Source organism: Caulobacter sp. S45 (assembly GCF_009765965.1).
Classification (GTDB): Bacteria; Pseudomonadota; Alphaproteobacteria; order Caulobacterales; family Caulobacteraceae; genus CAHJWH01.
The window spans coordinates 1,125,730-1,142,957 of the sequence record NZ_LMUL01000014.1 but is presented as its reverse complement, the minus strand read 5'-3'; the positions used below and the strand labels follow the sequence as shown (position 1 = coordinate 1,142,957).

General features: G+C 68.1%; 16 protein-coding genes. 8 read left to right on the top strand and 8 right to left on the bottom strand.

Features of this window, described 5'->3' with window-relative positions; genetic code table 11:
• Positions 1-15 precede the first annotated feature (15 nt).
• Positions 16-1,194, bottom strand: a complete 1,179-nt coding sequence (locus tag GSQ87_RS12260; RefSeq protein WP_158915714.1) for an efflux RND transporter periplasmic adaptor subunit — start codon at positions 1,192-1,194, stop codon at positions 16-18.
• A 154-nt stretch (positions 1,195-1,348) separates the two neighbouring features.
• On the opposite strand from GSQ87_RS12260, the gene GSQ87_RS12255 reads away from it, so the two are divergent.
• On the top strand, positions 1,349-2,002 hold the full coding sequence (locus GSQ87_RS12255) for a TetR/AcrR family transcriptional regulator (RefSeq protein ID WP_158915713.1): 654 nt from the start codon (positions 1,349-1,351) through the stop codon (positions 2,000-2,002).
• Positions 2,003-2,008: 6 nt separating this feature from the next.
• Here the strand turns inward: GSQ87_RS12255 and rsmA are convergent, their stop codons facing one another.
• From rsmA to lptG, 5 genes are all read right to left on the bottom strand, one after another.
• Entirely contained in the window at positions 2,009-2,848 is an 840-nt protein-coding gene (rsmA, locus tag GSQ87_RS12250) for a 16S rRNA (adenine(1518)-N(6)/adenine(1519)-N(6))-dimethyltransferase RsmA (RefSeq protein ID WP_158915712.1), read from the bottom strand.
• Positions 2,845-3,882, bottom strand: a complete 1,038-nt coding sequence (gene pdxA, locus GSQ87_RS12245; protein ID WP_158915711.1) for a 4-hydroxythreonine-4-phosphate dehydrogenase PdxA — start codon at positions 3,880-3,882, stop codon at positions 2,845-2,847. Before pdxA ends, rsmA begins: the two co-directional genes overlap by 4 nt.
• Positions 3,879-5,246, bottom strand: a complete 1,368-nt coding sequence (locus tag GSQ87_RS12240; protein WP_158915710.1) for a peptidylprolyl isomerase — start codon at positions 5,244-5,246, stop codon at positions 3,879-3,881. Before GSQ87_RS12240 ends, pdxA begins: the two co-directional genes overlap by 4 nt.
• A 49-nt stretch (positions 5,247-5,295) precedes the next feature.
• The gene (locus GSQ87_RS12235; RefSeq protein ID WP_158915709.1) at positions 5,296-7,833 is read right to left on the bottom strand and encodes an LPS-assembly protein LptD; all 2,538 of its coding nucleotides are present in this window, start codon (positions 7,831-7,833) and stop codon (positions 5,296-5,298) included.
• Between the two features lie 83 nt (positions 7,834-7,916).
• Complete coding sequence (gene lptG / locus GSQ87_RS12230; RefSeq protein ID WP_371416667.1) at positions 7,917-9,218, bottom strand: LPS export ABC transporter permease LptG; 1,302 nt, start codon at positions 9,216-9,218, stop codon at positions 7,917-7,919.
• A gap of 94 nt (positions 9,219-9,312) precedes the next feature.
• Between lptG and GSQ87_RS12225 the strand changes: the two genes are divergently transcribed.
• From GSQ87_RS12225 to GSQ87_RS12215, 3 genes are read left to right on the top strand one after another with little or no spacing between them, the layout of a single operon-like run.
• A complete protein-coding gene (locus GSQ87_RS12225) occupies positions 9,313-10,797 on the top strand; it encodes a leucyl aminopeptidase (protein WP_158915708.1) in 1,485 nt (494 codons plus the stop codon).
• Between the two features lie 22 nt (positions 10,798-10,819).
• Positions 10,820-11,272, top strand: a complete 453-nt coding sequence (locus GSQ87_RS12220; protein WP_158915707.1) for a DNA polymerase III subunit chi — start codon at positions 10,820-10,822, stop codon at positions 11,270-11,272.
• The gene (locus GSQ87_RS12215; protein WP_158915706.1) at positions 11,254-11,661 is read left to right on the top strand and encodes a proteinase inhibitor i78; all 408 of its coding nucleotides are present in this window, start codon (positions 11,254-11,256) and stop codon (positions 11,659-11,661) included. Before GSQ87_RS12220 ends, GSQ87_RS12215 begins: the two co-directional genes overlap by 19 nt.
• Positions 11,662-11,798: 137 nt before the next feature.
• Here GSQ87_RS12215 and GSQ87_RS12210 read toward each other — a convergent pair whose 3' ends face one another.
• Positions 11,799-12,431: a glutathione S-transferase family protein gene (locus GSQ87_RS12210; RefSeq protein WP_174241429.1), complete on the bottom strand. Its 633-nt coding sequence runs from the start codon at positions 12,429-12,431 to the stop codon at positions 11,799-11,801.
• A gap of 141 nt (positions 12,432-12,572) precedes the next feature.
• Between GSQ87_RS12210 and GSQ87_RS12205 the strand changes: the two genes are divergently transcribed.
• Positions 12,573-13,085, top strand: coding sequence for a hypothetical protein (locus tag GSQ87_RS12205; protein ID WP_158915705.1), 513 nt, complete (start codon positions 12,573-12,575; stop codon positions 13,083-13,085).
• Between the two features lie 39 nt (positions 13,086-13,124).
• On the opposite strand, the gene GSQ87_RS12200 is transcribed toward GSQ87_RS12205, so the two are convergent.
• Positions 13,125-15,032, bottom strand: a complete 1,908-nt coding sequence (locus GSQ87_RS12200; protein WP_158915704.1) for an ABC-F family ATP-binding cassette domain-containing protein — start codon at positions 15,030-15,032, stop codon at positions 13,125-13,127.
• Between the two features lie 240 nt (positions 15,033-15,272).
• On the opposite strand from GSQ87_RS12200, the gene ndk reads away from it, so the two are divergent.
• From ndk to GSQ87_RS12185, 3 genes are all read left to right on the top strand, one after another.
• Complete coding sequence (gene ndk, locus GSQ87_RS12195; protein WP_158915703.1) at positions 15,273-15,692, top strand: nucleoside-diphosphate kinase; 420 nt, start codon at positions 15,273-15,275, stop codon at positions 15,690-15,692.
• A 195-nt stretch (positions 15,693-15,887) separates the two neighbouring features.
• On the top strand, positions 15,888-16,508 hold the full coding sequence (locus GSQ87_RS12190) for a YiiX/YebB-like N1pC/P60 family cysteine hydrolase (protein WP_158915702.1): 621 nt from the start codon (positions 15,888-15,890) through the stop codon (positions 16,506-16,508).
• Between the two features lie 63 nt (positions 16,509-16,571).
• Positions 16,572-17,072: a pentapeptide repeat-containing protein gene (locus GSQ87_RS12185; protein ID WP_158915701.1), complete on the top strand. Its 501-nt coding sequence runs from the start codon at positions 16,572-16,574 to the stop codon at positions 17,070-17,072.
• The last annotated feature ends 156 nt before the right edge of the window (positions 17,073-17,228 follow it).

The window sequence follows — 17,228 nt, the reverse complement described above, 5'->3', positions numbered from 1 at the left end:
GGGTCGGTCCTGGCCTCAGTGGGCCGCGGGAGCGGTGGGGGGCGTGGTCGAGCCTGCGGGAACGGCCTTCACGGCGGCGCCGGGCTGGACCTTCATCAGGCCCTCCACGATCACCCGGTCTCCCGGGTTGACGCCGCTGGTCACCAGCCATTTGTCGCCGATGGCGCGATCGGTCACGATCTGGTGCGCCTGGGCCTTGCCCTGGGCGTCGACCACGAACAGGGACGCTTGGCCCTTGGGGTCGTGCGTCACGCCCTGTTGAGGCACCAGCAGGCCCTGGGGCGCGGTGGCCTGGGTCACGGTCTCGCGCACGTACATGCCGGGGAGCAGGGTCTTGGACGGGTTCGGGAACACCGCCCGCATCGTCACCGAGCCCGTCGTCGGGTCGACCAGGGCTTCGGAGAAGCGGAGCTGGCCGTCCTGGGAGTAGGCCGTGCCGTCCGAAAGCGTCAGCTTCACCCTGGCGCTGTCGGGACCCGCGGCGCCGATGCTCTTGTCGGAAAGCGACTGCTCCAGCTTCAGCAGTTCGTCGCTGGACTGGGTGACGTCGACATAGATCGGGCTCAGGGCCTGGACGGTGGCGAGCGCATTGGTCTGGCCGGCGGTGACCAGCGCGCCGGCGGTGTAGGCCGAGCGGCCGATGCGGCCCGAGATCGGGGCGCGGACCTTGGTGTAGCCGAGGTTGATGGCGGCGGCCTCGAGCGCGGCTTTATCCTGCTGCACGGTGGCGGCGGCCTGCTTGTACAGGGCGTCGGCGTCGTCGAAGTCCTGCTTGCTGACGGCGTTGATCTTCACCAGGTCGGCGTAGCGTTCCGACTTCAGCTTGGTGGTGGTGAGGTTGGCCTGGGCGTTGGCCAGCGTGCCCTTGGCCTGGTCGTAGGCGGCCTGGTAGGGCGCGGGATCGATCTGGTAGAGCACCTGGCCGGCCTTGACGTCGGTGCCTTCCACGAACAGGCGCGCCTTCAGGATGCCGTTCACCTGCGGCCGCACGTCGGAGACGGTGAAGGCGGTAGTGCGGCCCGGCAGGTCGGCGGTCAGCGGCACCGATTGCGCCTGCAAGGTGATGACGCCCACTTCCGGCGGCCCGGGCGGCGGCGGTGCGGCGGGCTTCGAACAGGCGGCGAGCCCGGTCGCGATTGTAAGGTTGGCCAGCACGAAGTATCGCACGGCGCCGGGGAGGCCAGATCTCGCCATCACGGTGTTGCGCCCCTGATATGGTATATCTAAAAATTGAGAGTGAACGTTCACTCTCATATCGAGGCGTGATATGGCTAGGCTTGCCCCGCGTCAAGCGCGCAGTTCAATCGGCGCAGCGGACAGCGTAGATGGAAGGATGATGGCGAGGCCGATGGACACGCGGTGTACGGAGAGATGGACCCCCGAGCGGCGGCGCGAACACGTGCTGGACGCGGCGGAGCAATGCTTTCGCAAGTACGGCTTCCATAGCGCGTCCATGGCCCAGATCGCCCAGGCCGCTTGTATGAGCGTCGGCCACATCTATCGCTATCTCCCGAACAAGGAAGCGCTCATCACCGCCATCGTGCAGCGGGACGCGGCGGTGGCCCTGGCCAATGTCGAGGCGCTGGAAAGCGACAACCGGCCGATCCGCCAGGCCCTTCAGGCTTATGCGCGGCGCACCATCGACTACCTGGCCCAGCCGGCCCGCGCGACCATGATGCTGGAGGTGATGGCCGAGGCGTCCCGCAACCCGCAGGTGGCCACGATGGTGCGCGAAGCCTTCTCGGAGGTGCAGGCGCGGATGGTCGGGCTGCTGCTGCGCGCTCGGCCTGTGGGCTTTTCCGAACAGGACATGCGCCAGCGCATCCAGATCCTGGACCTGCTGTTCGCCGGCACCATCATCAAGATGGTCAAGACGCCCGACTTCGACCGCGAACCTCTAGCGGCGCTCGTGACCGAATGCATCGCCAAGATGGTGGAGGGGGATTCCGACGCCGGCGCCCCTGAAGACGGAGCGAGGGAACGGCTGGCCGCCGTCGGCTGAAGCCGTTCAGCTGTCCGGCAGCGCCTGGGCCAGCCGCAGGAATCCGTCGACGTCGATCGTCTCGGCGCGGGCGTTTGGATCGACTCCGGCCGCCAGCAGCAGCGCCTCGCCACCCACCCCCCTGAGGCTGGAGCGGAGCATCTTTCGGCGCTGGCCGAAAGCATGGCGGGTGATGATCTCCAGCTTCTGCGTCAGGGCGTCGGAAGGCCGGTCCTCGCGCGGGTCCAGCCGCACCACCGCCGAATCCACCTTGGGCGGCGGGGTGAAGGCGCGGGCGGGCAGCTTCATCACCACCGAAGCCTTGGCCAGCGCCTGGGCCAACACCGAAAGACGGCCGTAGGCGTCTGAGCCCACGGGCGCGGCGATCCGGTCCGCCACTTCGCGCTGGAACATCAGGGTCATTGAGGCTGGGCGGAACGGCCCGGTCAGCCATTTGATCAGCAGGGGCGTGGCGACATTGTACGGTAGGTTAGCGATGATGCGCACCGGCAGGCCGCGTCCATGATCGGCCAGCAGCGCGCTCTCGTCCACGTCCAGGGCGTCGGCCTCCACCACCGTCAGCCGACCTTCGGCGATGGCGGCGAGATCGGCCAGGTGCTCGACGAAGCGGGGGTCCTTCTCCACCGCCACCACATGGACCGCGCCGCTCTCCAGCAAGGCGCGGGTCAGGCCGCCGGGGCCGGGGCCCACCTCGATCACCACCGCGCCCTCCAGCGGGCCCGCCGCGCGAGCGATCTTGCGGGTGACGTTGAGGTCGAGCAGGAAGTGCTGGCCGAAACTCTTCTTGGCGAGCAGTCCGGCGGCCGCCAGCCCGTCGCGGAGCGGCGGCAGGGCGGCGATGCTCATGACGCCGACGCCAGGAGGGCTCCCGCGCGCGAGGCGGCGATGTCGCCGGCGGTGCGGATTGCGGCGATCAGGCTGTCGGGGCGGGCCAGGCCCCGCCCGGCGATGTCGTAGCCCACGCCGTGGTCGGGCGAAGTGCGCACGATCGGCAGGCCGAGCGTGATGTTGACCCCGCCCCAAAAGTCCACGGTCTTCACCGGGATCAGCGCCTGATCGTGATAGAGGCAGATCACCGCGTCGTAGCCACGTCGGGCGTCGGCATGGAACAGGGTGTCGGCGGGGCGTGCGTCGGAGCAGCTGATCCCTTCGGCGCGCAGACGCGTGGCGGCGGGGTTGACGATCTCGATCTCCTCGCGCCCGAGCGAACCGCCTTCGCCCGCATGGGGGTTGAGGCCAGCCAGGGCCAGGCGCGGATTGGCGACGCCGAAATCCTGTCTGAGCGCCTCGGCGGTGATCCGGCCCACCTCGACGATGCGCTCCACGGTGAGCGACGCCACCGCCTGGCTCAGCGAGACGTGGATGGTGGCCAGCGTCACGCGCAGGTCCTGGGCGGCGAGCATCATCACCGGGCCGCGGACGCCGGCGTAGGGAGCGCCGGCTGTAAGCTCGGCCAGAAACTCGGTGTGGCCCGGAAAGCTGAAGCCGGCCTCGTAGAGCGGTTTCTTGGCGATGGGGGCGGTGACGAGCCCGGACACGGCGCCCGAGAGCGCCAGCCCGGTCCCGGTTTCGATCCAGCGCAGGATGCTTGGCGCGTATTGAGGTGAAGGTTTGCCGGCCACCACGGGGGTGAGCAGCGGCAGGTCGAGCACGGGCAGGGCGTCGCTGAAATAGGCCTGGGCTTCCTGGGGCGAACCCACCCGCCGGACCAGCCCGGTGCGCCCGGAGGCGGCGGACAGCGCGTCGTGGTCGCCCACCACCATGAAGCTCGGCCCCGTGTCGCGCAGGACGCTCCAGGCCTTGACGATGATCTCCGGCCCTATGCCCGCCGGATCGCCGAGGCTGAGCGCCAGGGGCGCGGACTTAGGGGAGGGCGTCACCGGGTCTCGATGGTTGCCGAGTTGCGCAGGTCCCGCAGGAACCGGCGGGCGAACATGGAGAGCTGCTCGCCGCGCAGCCGGTCGGTGATGTCGGCCTTGGTGATGGCGGCGACGCCGCTGGCATGGCGCGAGCAGACGGCGATCAGGTGCAGACCGACGTCGGTGCGGATCGGCTGGCTGACCTCGTCGATCGTCAGGTTGTCCACCGCCTTCTGGAAAGCCGGCCGCAGGTCCTTGACCTCGGTTTCGCCGAGATCGGCCGCGACCACGCCCGAGACCTTGCTCGATTCGGCCACCAGGGTTTCGCAGCTCACGGCCCTCTTGCGCAGCTCTTTGAGCTTGGCTTCGGCCTGGTTGAGCTGCTCGGCGGAGGCGTCCTGAGGCAGGCTGATCGCGGCCTGCTTCAGGTTCACCACCGTGGCGCCGGTGCCGACGCGCTTCTGGCGCAGCATGACGATATAGACGCCGGCGGAGGTGGGGATCGGCTGGGACATCTGGCCGGCGTGCATCTGCTCGACCGCCGCACGGACCTCGGGGCGAAGTTCAGCTTCGGACACCCAGCCCGCGTCGCCGCCGGTGGCGGCGGTCGGCAGGGCGGAGAACTGGTGCGCCACCGCGGCGAATGGCGCGCCCTGCTGCATCTGGGCGATGAGCTGCGCGGCGCCGTCCTCGGCCTGCTTCTGGCCACCCACGTGCCCGGCGTCGAGGAAGATTTCGCCGAGCTGGTATTGGGGCTTGAGCGAGGCGGCGTTGGCCTCCTCGAGGGCCGATTTGACCTGGTTGTCGCCGACGGCGACCGCATCGCGGAAGCGCGCGCCGATGTAGTGGTTCCAGCTCATCTGCGCGCGGATCTGGGAACGCAGGGTGGACAGGTCGACCCCGTCGCTCTTGAGCGTGGCGATCAGCTTCTGGCGGCTGATGCCGGATTGCTTGGCCATTTCGCCGATGGTCTGGTCGATTTCGGCGTCGGTCGGCTCGAGCTTGAGATCCTTCTGCTTCTTCTCGATGTCCTTGACCTCTTCCATCTCCAGCTGCTCGTCCACCAGCGAGCGCATGGCCTCGCGCTCGATCTGGGGGATGTTGTCCTGGCTGGGCTGCACGCCGGTGGTAGCCACCAGCAGGCGCATCCGCTGCTTCAGGTCGTAGCTGGAGATGATGTCGTCGTTGACCTTGGCGGCGACGCTCTCGCTCATGCCGGGCGTCTTGTTCGCGGGCTGGACGGCGACAGACTGGTCCGGGACCGCGGGCAGGCCGAGGTTGATACCCTGTGCGTGGGCGGACGAAACCGCCGTGAGCGACGCTCCCAGGAGCAGCGCGCCCAGGAGGGGAGCCGCCAGCGGACGGGAAACGGGCCGTTGGATCATGGGAGAGGTCCGCAAGCTACTCATCAACGATGGTTCCTATGCCTCGCCGTTACCGGCTACCACGCCCGGTGTTGGCCGGGGTGAGCGGTCCGTTGTCGCCGAAGGTGGCGAGGGTGACTCGGAAGGACACGGAGTTCGAGGTCCCGATCACGTTCGAAAAGGTTTCGTCCTGAGTATACAGGATATCCACCCGAATGCATTCGTCGCGGTATATCAGGCCGATCTGGGCGTATGGGAAGATGTCCTGCTGCATGTCCCGCGTCACATTGGCGCTCACGCCCCAGTGCTGGGTGAAGAAGACCTGCCCGCTGACCGCGATGTCCTCGGTCCGGCCGACCACGGTCGTGCCGATCTGATTGGTCAAGGTCGTGCTGGTGGTCTGAGACAGGCCGCTCTCGTTCAGGTCGTAGCGGACGTTCAGGAACAGGTTCCCGTTGTTGTAGCCGACGCCGGCCTCTTCACGCTCAACGTTGAAATCGTTGGCGTTTAGGCGAGAGCGCGTGAACAAGGTAACGCCGGTTATGGGCGAGGTCGTGGCGGCCACCACCCAGTCCGATGCAGTGCCGGCCAGGCCCGACAGGGCGGTGAACTGCGGATCGTCCTCGGCGCGGAAGGTGCGGCCGACGACGAAGGTGGCGTTGTGACTGGCGCCCCAGTCCACCGTGGCGCGACCGCCGACGTTCAGTCGCTCGCCGCCTTCCAGCAGATCGAAGCCAGAGAAGCGGTTGGCGTCGAACAGGTTGGTCTCGTCGTATTCGAACGAGGCGCTGTCCTCGTTGGGGATGTTCGGGTTCACCTTCTCGGTGGGCGAGACGGCGACCTGGGCCATGGGCTCCAGGACCACGCTGGCCCCGCCGATGGGTTTGATGAACGGCCAACTGACGGTCGCGCCGGCGGTGCCGTAGACGCGCTCCACGTTGTCCTTGCCCTCGACGAAGGCGCCGGTCTGCTGGTCGTAGACGTGTGCGTCCGAGATCGAATAGGCGTCCGCCCGACCAAACAGGAACGGCTCGATCTTGATGCCGCTGTTCATAATGAAGTCGGTCCGCCAGTCGACCTCGGCGCTGGCGCGCCGGCTGCTGGTGTATTCGAGGGCCGAGACCTGCTTGAGCCCGCTTGGGCTCAGCTGCGCAGTAACGGCGCCCAGGGGACCCGACGCGGGGTTGAATTCCTGAGGTCCCTGCGGGATGACGCCGCTGGGATCGTAGATCGAGACCACTGGCCGGTTGCGGCTCAGCGCCACGGCGGTGCCCCGAATTTCCAGGGCGCCCCCGAACACCGGTTCGGTGGGGTCGTAGCGCGCCTCGATCAACGGTCCAACGATGGGGAAGGAGGCGCTGCTCTCGAAGACGCCGCTGGGGTTGGCTGTCGTCGCGCCCGACACGGCGCGCAGACTCTGGAAGTCCATCGTCGCTACGGAGATGTAGCTCTGCTGGTCCGCGCGCACGGTGTAGAGCTGCGAGATCAGCCGGTCGGTGTCGGCGGGGAACGGCCCGCGGTCGGTGTAGACGTCGTGGACGCCGTAGCGCGCGAAGAAGGTCGGGTCGCTGACCCGCTCCGCCCCGAAGCCCCAGACCCAATCCGGGGCGATGTCGAACAGGCCGCGTCCCAGGATGTAGCTGCGCGAGGTGTCGTTGCCGAAGAAGTTGTGATTGTCGAACAACTGCTCGTGGGTGTAGCCCGCGCGAATGTCGACCATCCCCGAGTAAAAGCGCTCGGTGTAGCGCAGGTCCAGGAAGGGGTTCACCCGCGTATTGAACTGGGGCGATACGATCAGGTCGGTCGAGGGGCCGAGGGTGATCAGATAGGGTTGCTGGTAGGAGAAACCCCGCCGGCTCGAGTCCTCGAGCTTGGGCGCGAGCAGGCCTGAGCGGCGCGGCAGCGTCGGGTCCGGGTGCCAGAAGATCGGGCTGTAGAACACCGGGATGCCCAGTATCCGCACCACCGCATTGCGGTAGTAGATCACATGGTTTTCGCGGTCTTCGGTGATCCGCGTCGCCTGGATCGACCAGGAAGGGTTCTTGGGCGCGCCGTCATCCGCGCAGATGTTGCAGGTGGTGTAGACAGCGTTGTTGAGCTGGTTGACCGTTTCGGTTCGGCGAACGGCTGCGCCGGCGGCGATGGTGACGTTGCCCGGCTCGTGGGCGGCGAAGCCGATGGCGACCGCGGCGCGGAACTGGTCGTCCAGGGTGACGTCGTCGCCGTACTGGGTGGTGCCGTCGGCGTTGGAGATCACCGCGTGGCCCAAGGCATGGGCGGCGCCGGTGACGCTGTTGTAGTCCAGCCGGTCCGCCCGCAGGGTGCGGCCCTGATAGCGGGCCTGGACGTGGCCGATGGCGGTGACGGTGTTGTTCGGCTTGTCCTGGATCAGGGTGTCCGCTTGCAGCGTCATCTCGTGCTGGCCCAGGCCGTCGTCGGGCAGGGGCGCGCTCGGGGTCTTCAGGCGGCTGCCGATCTGGGCGAAGGCCGGCGTGGTCGCGACTAGGCAGACCGCCGCGACCGCGACGCCGGCCAGCAGCAGCGCCCGTCCGGTCCGTCGCGTCAGCTTGCTGGCGGCGACGAGGCTCGAAGGCCGGGCTTGACGCATTCGCTAGACGACCCTTGATCGGTGGCCGCAACGGGCGGACTCAGGCGGAAGGTCGAGCTTCCTCCAATGGACGCGCGGCTGCGTCAACCGTCTTCAGTGTAACAGAGCAGGGTGAAGCCCCCGAGCAACGCTATCAGCGGCGGCGCCCACGCGGCCAGCAGGGGTGGGATGATCTCCGACTTGCCGAGCGCGTTGCAGAACTGGTTGAAGAAGAACAGCACGAAGCCCAGCGCCACGCCCGAGCCGGCGAAAGCCGCCAGCCCGCCCAAGCGCAGCAGGCGCAGCGAGAAGGCCGCCGCCAGCACCGACATGCCCGCGAACATCACCGGCGTGGCCAGCAGGTTGTCGAACTGCATCCGATACAGGGTGGCGGAAAAGCCGGCTCGCTCGGTGCGGGCGATGATGAAGGGCAGTTTCCAGAACGGCGCCGCCTGGGCGGAGGAGAATCGCTCCAGCGCCGTGCGCTCGCTCAGCGTCGAGGGCAGGGTGACGCTCTCCACGTGCAGGGCCTGACCACCGGGATTGGCTTCCTTGACGCCGGTCAGCCGCCACATCTTGCCGTCGAGCCTGGCCTTGGTCGCGTCGATGCGGCGGGCGAAGTGGGTCGTGCCGGTCCTGTCCAGCTTGTAGAGGAACAGGGTCACGTTCCTCAGGTCGACGCCGCCCCCGACCTGCGAATCGGCGCGGATGATGATCTGGCTGTGCTTGTCGCCCTGACGCAGCCAGATGGTCTTCTGCGGGTTGTAGCCCGGGATGGCGTTGGCCTTCTCGTAGAGGCGGGCATAGGCGTCGTCCATGCTCGAGGCGAGCGGGTTCAGGACCAGGATCGTCACCACGCCCACGGCCAGCGCCGCGCCCGCCGCCGGGAAGATGAAGCGCCACGCCGACACGCCAGCGGCCCTGAGCGCCACCAGCTCGCTGCGCCGGTTCAGGTTCACATAGGCGCCCAGCACCCCGAACAGGAAGGCGAACGGCAGGAGCTGGACGATCTTGGACGGCGCGCCCAGCAGGGTCAGGGCGAAGATGTCGCCGAGCGAGGCGCTGTGGGTCTTGTTGCCGACCGTGCGCGACAGCTCCACGAAGTCGATCAGCATGACGATGGTGGCCAGGACCGCCAGGGCGCCGAACACCCCGGCCAGGGTGCGGGTCAGCACGTATTGCTCGACACGAGTGAGCTTGAGGCGACGCCGTTGCATGCCCGGCCCACGGTCGTGGGCGCGATCCGGGCGGAAGCTGGCGAAGCGCACGGCGCGCAGCCGGTCGAGGCGGGGACGGCGGATGGGCTGGGCGAAGGACATGGGGCGGGTGGGGACCCAGGGGCGGCGACCGGACAGGTCGGGGCGGGAAAGGTCGTTCTCTGTACATGCACCGGCCGAACCGTCCAAGGACCCCGCGTCGAGAAGCCTCGCAGACCCGGCGGATTTGGCTTAATCGGTTCGGTCTGGTTTCTCAGTATCCGCCGCCTTGCAGGGATCGCGCATGAACATCGACTTCGCCGCCGCCGGACAGGCGCCGTCCGCAGAGACCGCCCTGGCGCTGCTGGTTTTCGAAGGCGGCGCCCTGGCCGGCCCCGCCGCCCAGCTCGACACGATCACCGACGGCGCCCTCACCCGCGCGATCGCGGCCAGCCGGTTCAAGGGCTCCAAGGGCCAGACGCTGGAGCTGGTCGGGCCGGCCGGCTCGGCCGCCGGCCGTATCGTCCTGGTGGGCGCGGGTTCCCGCGATACGCTGGACGAGCGGATCGTCGAGCAGGCGGCGGCCTCGGCCTATGCCGCGGTCAAGATCAGCGGACTGAAGACCCTGGTCGTCGACGTCTCCGACCTCGCCCCCGAACAGGCGGCCCACGCCGCGTTCGGCGTGCGGTTGGCCGCGTACCGCTTCGACCGCTACCGCACCAAGGAGAAGCCCGAGCAGAAGCCCTCCGTCGAGACCCTGCGGGTGCTGGCCGCCGATGCGGCGGTGGCGCAGACCGCGTTCGGCCCGCTCGAAGCCCTGGCGGATGGGGTGAGCTTCACCCGCGACCTGGTGTCGGAGCCCGCCAACATCCTCTACCCCGAAGAGTTCGCCCGCCGGGTCAAGGCGCTGGAATCGATGGGCCTGACGGTCGAAATCCTGGGCGAGGCCGAGATGGAGAAGCTCGGCATGGGGTCGCTGCTGTGCGTGGGCTACGGCAGCGCGCGCGAGAGCCAGTTGGCGGTGATCCAGTGGAAGGGCGCGGCCGACCCCGACGCCCAGCCCATCGCCTTCGTCGGCAAGGGCGTCTGCTTCGACACCGGCGGCATCTCGATCAAGCCGGCCGAGGGCATGGAGGACATGAAGTGGGACATGGGCGGGGCGGGCGCGGTCGCCGGGCTGATGCACACGCTGGCGGGGCGTAAGGCCAAGGTCAACGCGGTCGGCATCCTGGGCCTGGTCGAGAACATGCCCGACGGCAAGGCGGTGCGCCCCGGCGACATCGTCACCTCCATGTCCGGCCAGACCATCGAGGTGATCAACACCGACGCGGAGGGCCGCCTCGTGCTGGCCGATGCGCTCTGGTATTGCCAGGACCGCTTCAAGCCCAGGTTCATGATCGACCTGGCGACCCTGACGGGGGCGGTGATCATCGCGCTCGGAAACGATTATGCGGGCCTGTTCTCCAACGACGACGACCTGTCCGACCAACTGCTCGCCGCCTCCAAGGCCACCGGCGACAACCTGTGGCGGATGCCGCTGCACGCGGGCTACGAGAAGCAGTTCGACAGCCTGGCGGCGGACATGAAGAACGTCGGCGGCCGTCCCGCCGGCTCGATCACCGCCGCCCTGATCCTGCAGAAGTTCGTCAACGGCCTGCCCTGGGCGCACCTGGACATCGCCTCCACGGCCTGGAAGAAGCCGTCCTCGGTCTCCACCATCCCCGAGGGCGCGACCGGCTTCGGCGTGCGCCTGCTCGACCGGCTGGTGGCCGACAACTTCGAGGGCTGAGGTCTCTTAGGAAGGACGGGGGATGGCCTGCGAGGTCTGGTTCTACCACCTGGAGCGCACCGGGCTGGACCAGGCCTTGCCCGAGCTGCTGGAAAAGACCCTGGCGCGGGGCTGGCGCGCCCTGGTGCGCAGCGGCGAGCGCGACCGGATGGAGCACCTGGACGGCTGGCTGTGGACCTATCGTCCCGACAGCTTCCTGCCCCATGGCCGCGCCGACGAGACCCACGCCGAGCGCCAGCCGGTGCTATTGTCCCTGACCGGCGAGAACCTGAACGGGGCCCAGGCCCTGTTCCTGCTCGACGGGGCCGAGCCCGGTGCGCTGGACGCCTATGCGCGCTGCATCGTGCTGTTCGACGGTCGCGACGAGGCGGCCCTGGCCGGCGCGCGCGAACGCTGGCGCGAGGTCAAGGCGGCGGGGCACGAGGCGGCCTACTGGCGGCAGTCGGAGGAGGGGGCGTGGCGCAAGCAGGCTTGATGCGTGCGGCGGCCGGGGGGCTGGTGTTCGCGATCGTCGGGGCGGTGCTGGCGGGATGCGCGGCCAACTCCATCGACGGCGCCCTGGGCTCGCCCTCGGCCAAGCCGGTCCTGCCCATTGGGCCGGTGGCGCGGGCGGCGGTCGAGGTGGAGACCGGCCAGGTCCCGGTTCCCCCGCCCTATCCCCGGATTTCCAACGACACCTGCGGCGCCAATGCGCTGGCCTATCTGATCGGCCGCCCGAAGACGGAGATCCCGATCCCCACGGACCTGTCCCACCGCCGCGTCGCCTGCGCCGCCTGCCCGGTGGCGCCCGACGTGCGCCTGGACCGGCTCAACATCATCTACGACGCCGAAACCGGGAAGGTGACGCGACTGAGCTGCGGGTAGCGCTCCGCGCTCCTCAGCATGACGAAGATGGGGGATAGCCGTCTCGGCACGGCGCTTCTTTTCCGTCCCAAAAACGCCCGTCATGCTGAGGAGCCCCGAAGGGGCGTCTCGAAGCACGCACGCTCCGCCGCCCACTTTCACACCAAATTCGGCGTCGTATCCTTGAAGCTCGGCAGCGCCTGCACCCTGGCCCACCAGTCCGCGAAACCCTCGACGTCGAACGCCGCGTCCTTGTCGGGCGTCAGCGAGACGTAGAAGGCGATGGGCGCGAGGTAGAGGTCGGCCAGGCTCAGCTCGCCGGCGATGAAGGGCGAGGCGCCCTTCGCCCGCATGGCCAACTCGATCACCTTGCGGCCGTTCTCGATTCCGCCCGCGCGCATCGCCTCGTTCTTGCCGCCGACGAAATCGGGGAACAGGTGGTAGGCGGCGAGGCCGAGCAGGGCGCCGTAGCCGTAGGAGTCGATCAGCCCGACCACCATGTCCATCCGCGCCCGGTCCCTGGGCGTGGCCGGGACCAGCGACCGGCCTGGCAGCACGTCGTTGAGATAGCGGGCGATGGCCGAGGTCTCCAGGATGCGCATCCCGTCGTGGTCGAGCACCGGCACCTTGCCGAACGGATGGCGTTCCAGATGCTCCGGCTCCTTCGGCTCGCCCTTCAGCACGTTGAGCGGCGCCTGCTCGAATGCGGTGAAGCCCTTCTCGGCCAGCACCATCTTGACGGTGCGCACATAGGTGGAGCCGTCGAAGCCCCAGAGGGTCATGTCGGACATGGATAGGTTGTTCCTATGAGCGCGAAGGGGTGACGGAGAACGGGTGACGCCAATATAAATTCGGTTTGTGAACCTACGAGGATACGAGAGGCTGCGGATCGACGCTGCGTTCAGCCTCAATTCGGAGGGGAGGGTGAATAGGTGACAGTCGATAGCGTTATTTTTGATGCTCGCAGCGATCAGTCGTCGTTGGTCGAGCCCGGCGGCGTGGTGATGCTGGCGATTGTCGCCGTTTTCCTCGTCGTCGCGATTCGCAGTCCGAGGTTTTTTCGGCGAGGCGATTCGACGCTGAACCGCGCCATCGCCATCGTAGCGCTTGTGGCGGTCGGGGCCATAATGCTGACGGCGTCGCTGTCCTTCTGGACGTCCTTAAAGTCGAAGGAAATTTTGAGTCGCAACGGTGGCGTCGTCATTCAAGGATGTGTTCGCGATTTTAGGCGAGATGTGCACCAAGGTGAACACAATATCGCCGATACTTATTTCTCAATCGGGGATCAAAGCTTTCATTTTAACGCCAGTCCCTGGATTTCGGGTTTTCACAACGAGGACGATGCGATCAGACCGGACGACCGGCTTCGGATTACGATGAAGGGCGCGAGTATTCTCCGCATCGAGCGCGCGCCTAACGCCTGTCCAAGGCCTCTACGCCCATAACGCGCCCTGTTCGAGCGCCGGCCAGAATCTCCCGAACCCTCAAACCCCCGCCTCGGTCTTCGCCGTCTCGTAGGCCTCCGCCGCCTCCATCCATTCCATCTCCGCTGTTTCCAGCTGGTCGGCGGCTTCGGCGCGGGTCTTGCCGAGCGCCACGGCCTTGCCGGCGTCGCGGGTGAACAGGGCGGGGTCGGCGAGCAGGGTGTCGGTGTCGGCGATCTTGCGGGTCAGGGCCTCCATCCGCTTCTCCACCGCCTCCACCGCGCGCTTGAGCGGGGCGATGCGGGCGCGGGCCTCGGCGGCGGCCTTGCGGGCGTCCTTCGCCGAATTGGCGGCGCCGTTCGCGCTCGCCCCGGCGCGGGCCTCGCTGTCGGCGCGGGCGGCGGCGCGGGCGCGGTCGAGCACCAGGCGGGTATAGGCCTCCATGTCGCCCTCGAACGGGGCGATGGTCCCGTCCGCCGCCAGCCACAGCCGATCCGCCACCATCTCCATCAGCGAGCGGTCGTGGGTGATCAGCAGCACCGCCCCCTCGTAGTCGTTCAGCGCCTCCATCAGGGCGTGGCGGCTATCGATGTCGAGGTGGTTGGTCGGCTCGTCCAGGATCAGCAGGTGCGGCGCCTCCATGGCCACGAGATGCAGCAGCAGCCGCGCCCGCTCGCCGCCGGACAGGTCGGCGGCGGTGGTCTCCATCTTGTTGGACGACAGGCCGAACTGGGCCAGGCGCGAGCGGCGGCGGGGCTCGGTCTCTTCGGGCAGGGCGCGGCGGATCATGTCCAGCGGCGTGTCGGCCGGGTCCATCGCCTCGATCTGGTGCTGGTTGAACCAGCCGACCCGCATCCGCGGCTGGCGCGCCACTTCGCCGGCCATCGGCGTGAGGGCGTCGGCCAGCAGCTTGGCGAAGGTGGACTTGCCGGCCCCGTTCACCCCCAAGAGGCCGATGCGGTCGTCCACATCGAGCCTGAGCGTCATGTTGCGCAGGATCGCCCGGCCGTCGTAGCCGACCGACGCCTTCTCCAGCCGCACCAGGGGCGGGTTCAGCGCGCGCTCGGGCGAGGGCAGGGTGAAGGGCGCGACCCCGCCCTCGACCGAGACGGTGATGGTCTGCATCTTGGCCAGCCGCTTCATCCGCGACTGGGCCTGGGCGGCCTTGGTGGCCTTGGCCTTGAAGCGGTCGACGAAGGCCTGGAGCTTGGCGCGCTCGGCCTCCTGCTTGACCGCCTGGGCGCCGATCAGGCGCTGTTTCTCCGCCCGCAGCCGCTCGAAGTCGTCGTAGCCGCCGGTGTAGAGGTCCAGCTTGCCGTCGTGCAGGTGCAGGATGTGGTCGACGGAATTGTTCAGCAGGTCGCGGTCGTGGCTGACCACCAGCGCCGTATGCGGATAGCGCTTCAGCCGCACCTCCAGCCACAGGGCGCCTTCCAGGTCCAGATAGTTGGTCGGCTCGTCCAGCAGCAGCAGGTCGGGCTCGGCGAACAGGGCCGAGGCCAGCGCCACCCGCATCCGCCATCCGCCGGAGAACTCCGACATCGGCCGCGCGAGGTCGGCGTGGGAAAATCCAAGCCCGCTGAGAATCTCTGCGGCGCGGGCGGGGGCGGCGTCGGCGCCGATGTCGAACAGCCGCGCATGGATCTCGCCCAGCCGCTCGGGCGCGGCGACGTCCAGCTCGGCCAGCAGGGCGGCGCGCTCCACGTCGGCGGCCAGGATGGTGTCGAGCAGGGGGACGGGCGTGGCTGCATGTTCCTGGGCCACGGTGGCGATGCGGCCCGAGCGGGGGACCACGATGTCGCCGGTCAGCGGCGACAGCTCGCCCAGGATCAGCTTGAACAGGGTCGACTTGCCGATCCCGTTGCGCCCGACCAGGCCCACCTTGGCCCCGTCGGGCACGCGCGCCGTCGCGCCCTCGAAGAACTTGCGCCCCCAGGCGTTGAAAGAGAGGTCGTTGATCTGCAGCATGTTGGGGCGGCTTATGTCGTGGAGCGGGGCCGCTGAGAAGCCGGTGCTTCCATTTCAGCTATCGGCCTTCACCACTTCCGCTCATCCCGGCATTCGCGGGATGAGCGGAAGGGGGGGGAGCATAGTTCCTGCACCGCGCTGCAGGGCTCTATCTTCCCCAAAGTGCGCACAGCCGTTGGCGGGACACGATCGCATGGCTATAAGCCCGCGACCTCCCATCCGAACCAAAAGATAAAACCCATGACCGAACGTACGTTCTCGATCCTGAAGCCCGACGCCACCGCCCGCAACCTGACCGGCGCGATCAACGCCGTGATCGAAGGCGCCGGCCTGCGCATCGTCGCCCAGAAGCGCATCCAGATGAGCCGCGCCGACGCCGAAGCCTTCTACGCCGTGCACAGCGCGCGTCCCTTCTTCGGCGAACTGGTCGACACCATGACCTCGGGTCCGGTGGTGGTTCAGGTGCTGGAAGGCGGCAACGCCATCGCCAAGTACCGCGAGATCATGGGCGCGACCAACCCGGAACAAGCCGCCGACGGCACCATCCGCAAGCTCTACGCCAAGTCGATCGGCGAGAACTCGGTCCATGGTTCGGACGCGCCCGAGACCGCCAAGGTCGAGATCGCCCAGTTCTTCTCCGAAGCCGAGATCGTCGGCTGAGGCTGGTTTCCGCCTCCGGGGGACGGAGGCGGAACGCGCCTGCGTCCTTCGAGACGCCCCTTCGGGGCTCCTCAGGATGACGAACGGGGTTAAGCGCACCCAGGCTCGTCATGCTGAGGAGCGCTCCAACGGAGCGTGTCTCGAAGCACGCACACCCCATGCGAACCGCGCCCGGTTCTGCTAAGGCGGCTGATCATGGCAGTCCCCGACGACGCGCTGGAGCGATACCCGCCGCGCCCCTATCATGAGATCAAGCACGAGATCCGCACGGGCGACCTGATCCTGTGTTCGGGCGACGCCCTGTTCTCACGGGTGATCCGCCTGGTCACCGGCAGCCCCTGGAGCCATGTGGCGCTGGTGGCGCGGGTGGACGCCATCGACCGGGTGATGGTGCTGGAGAGCGTCGAGCGCCTGGGCGTACGTGCGGTGGCGCTGCGGGCCTTCCTCGCCAAGGACAGCACCGGGCGAAAGCCCTATCCCGGCCGCCTGCTGCTGGTGCGCCACAGCGAGTTCGAAGCCAAGGCCACGCCGCGCCGGCTGATCGCCATGGCCGATTTCGCCGTCGACCGCTTCGGCGCCCCGTTCAGCCTGCGCGAGGTGCTGAAGATCGGGCTGCGGATCTTCTGCGGGGCGATCAACGTGCGTATCCCTGGCCGGCTCAATCCCAAGACCGATTACATCTGCTCGGAATACGTCGGCAAATGCTACGAGCGGATCGGCATCCTGATCCCCTGGGATGGGCGAGGCTTCATCGCGCCGTGCGACTTCGCACGCGATCCCAAGATCGAGGTGGTGGCCCAGATCGCGCCGGTGTGAGCTTAGGCCACCCTTAAGCTTAAGCGCGTATGCGGGACCCCATCGTCCTGCGGAACGCCCGGAATGACACGCACCCTTTCCATCCTCGCCGCGCTGGTCCTGGTCGCAGGCGGCGCGCCGGCCCGGGCCCAGAACCCGGCGCAGATCGCCCATGCGCGATCGGGCGCGAGTTGTCCGGGCTGCAACCTGTTCCAGGCCGACTTCGCCAATGTGGAGTTGAAGGGCCGCAGCTTCGCCCACGCCCGCCTGCGCCAGGCCGACATGTCCACCGCCGTGATGAACCGCACCAGCTTCGCCGGGGCCGACATGCGCGACGTGAACGCCTACGGCGCGGTGTTCGGCGGGGCGAGCTTCGCCGGGGCCGACCTGACCAACGCCACCTTCGTGGGGACCTTCCTGGAGGGCGCGAACTTCAGCGGGGCGCACCTGGCGGGGGTGAACTTCTCTGGGGCCGAGATGGGCCGGGCCGTGGGCCTGAGCCAGCGCCAGCTCGACCAGGCCTGCGGCGACGCCGCCACCGTGGTTCCGCGCGGTCTTCGCCTTGCGTTCTGCGTCAAGCCCTGAGGTGACGCGCCTTAGAATTACCAAGGTTTAAGTGGCGCCCAGGGAGCGCTTGCCCGACATTATGGCTTATAGACCGTTCAGGTCTCGGAGTATTCGTGTCGTGCGCACCCTCGCCGTTCTGTTCGTCTCTGCGGTCGTGAGCTTGGGCCATACGGC

What these genes read in the sequence shown, in the direction of transcription:
- GSQ87_RS12260 (WP_158915714.1), bottom strand. Translation starts at nt 1,194, where the DNA reads ATGGCGAGATCTGGCCTCCCCGGCGCCGTGCGATACTTCGTGCTGGCC.
- GSQ87_RS12255 (WP_158915713.1), top strand. Translation starts at nt 1,349, where the DNA reads ATGGACACGCGGTGTACGGAGAGATGGACCCCCGAGCGGCGGCGCGAA.
- rsmA (WP_158915712.1), bottom strand. Translation starts at nt 2,848, where the DNA reads ATGAGCATCGCCGCCCTGCCGCCGCTCCGCGACGGGCTGGCGGCCGCC.
- GSQ87_RS12240 (WP_158915710.1), bottom strand. Translation starts at nt 5,246, where the DNA reads ATGATCCAACGGCCCGTTTCCCGTCCGCTGGCGGCTCCCCTCCTGGGC.
- GSQ87_RS12235 (WP_158915709.1), bottom strand. Translation starts at nt 7,833, where the DNA reads ATGCGTCAAGCCCGGCCTTCGAGCCTCGTCGCCGCCAGCAAGCTGACG.
- GSQ87_RS12225 (WP_158915708.1), top strand. Translation starts at nt 9,313, where the DNA reads ATGAACATCGACTTCGCCGCCGCCGGACAGGCGCCGTCCGCAGAGACC.
- GSQ87_RS12220 (WP_158915707.1), top strand. Translation starts at nt 10,820, where the DNA reads ATGGCCTGCGAGGTCTGGTTCTACCACCTGGAGCGCACCGGGCTGGAC.
- GSQ87_RS12210 (WP_174241429.1), bottom strand. Translation starts at nt 12,431, where the DNA reads ATGTCCGACATGACCCTCTGGGGCTTCGACGGCTCCACCTATGTGCGC.
- GSQ87_RS12200 (WP_158915704.1), bottom strand. Translation starts at nt 15,032, where the DNA reads ATGCTGCAGATCAACGACCTCTCTTTCAACGCCTGGGGGCGCAAGTTC.
- ndk (WP_158915703.1), top strand. Translation starts at nt 15,273, where the DNA reads ATGACCGAACGTACGTTCTCGATCCTGAAGCCCGACGCCACCGCCCGC.
- GSQ87_RS12190 (WP_158915702.1), top strand. Translation starts at nt 15,888, where the DNA reads ATGGCAGTCCCCGACGACGCGCTGGAGCGATACCCGCCGCGCCCCTAT.
- GSQ87_RS12185 (WP_158915701.1), top strand. Translation starts at nt 16,572, where the DNA reads ATGACACGCACCCTTTCCATCCTCGCCGCGCTGGTCCTGGTCGCAGGC.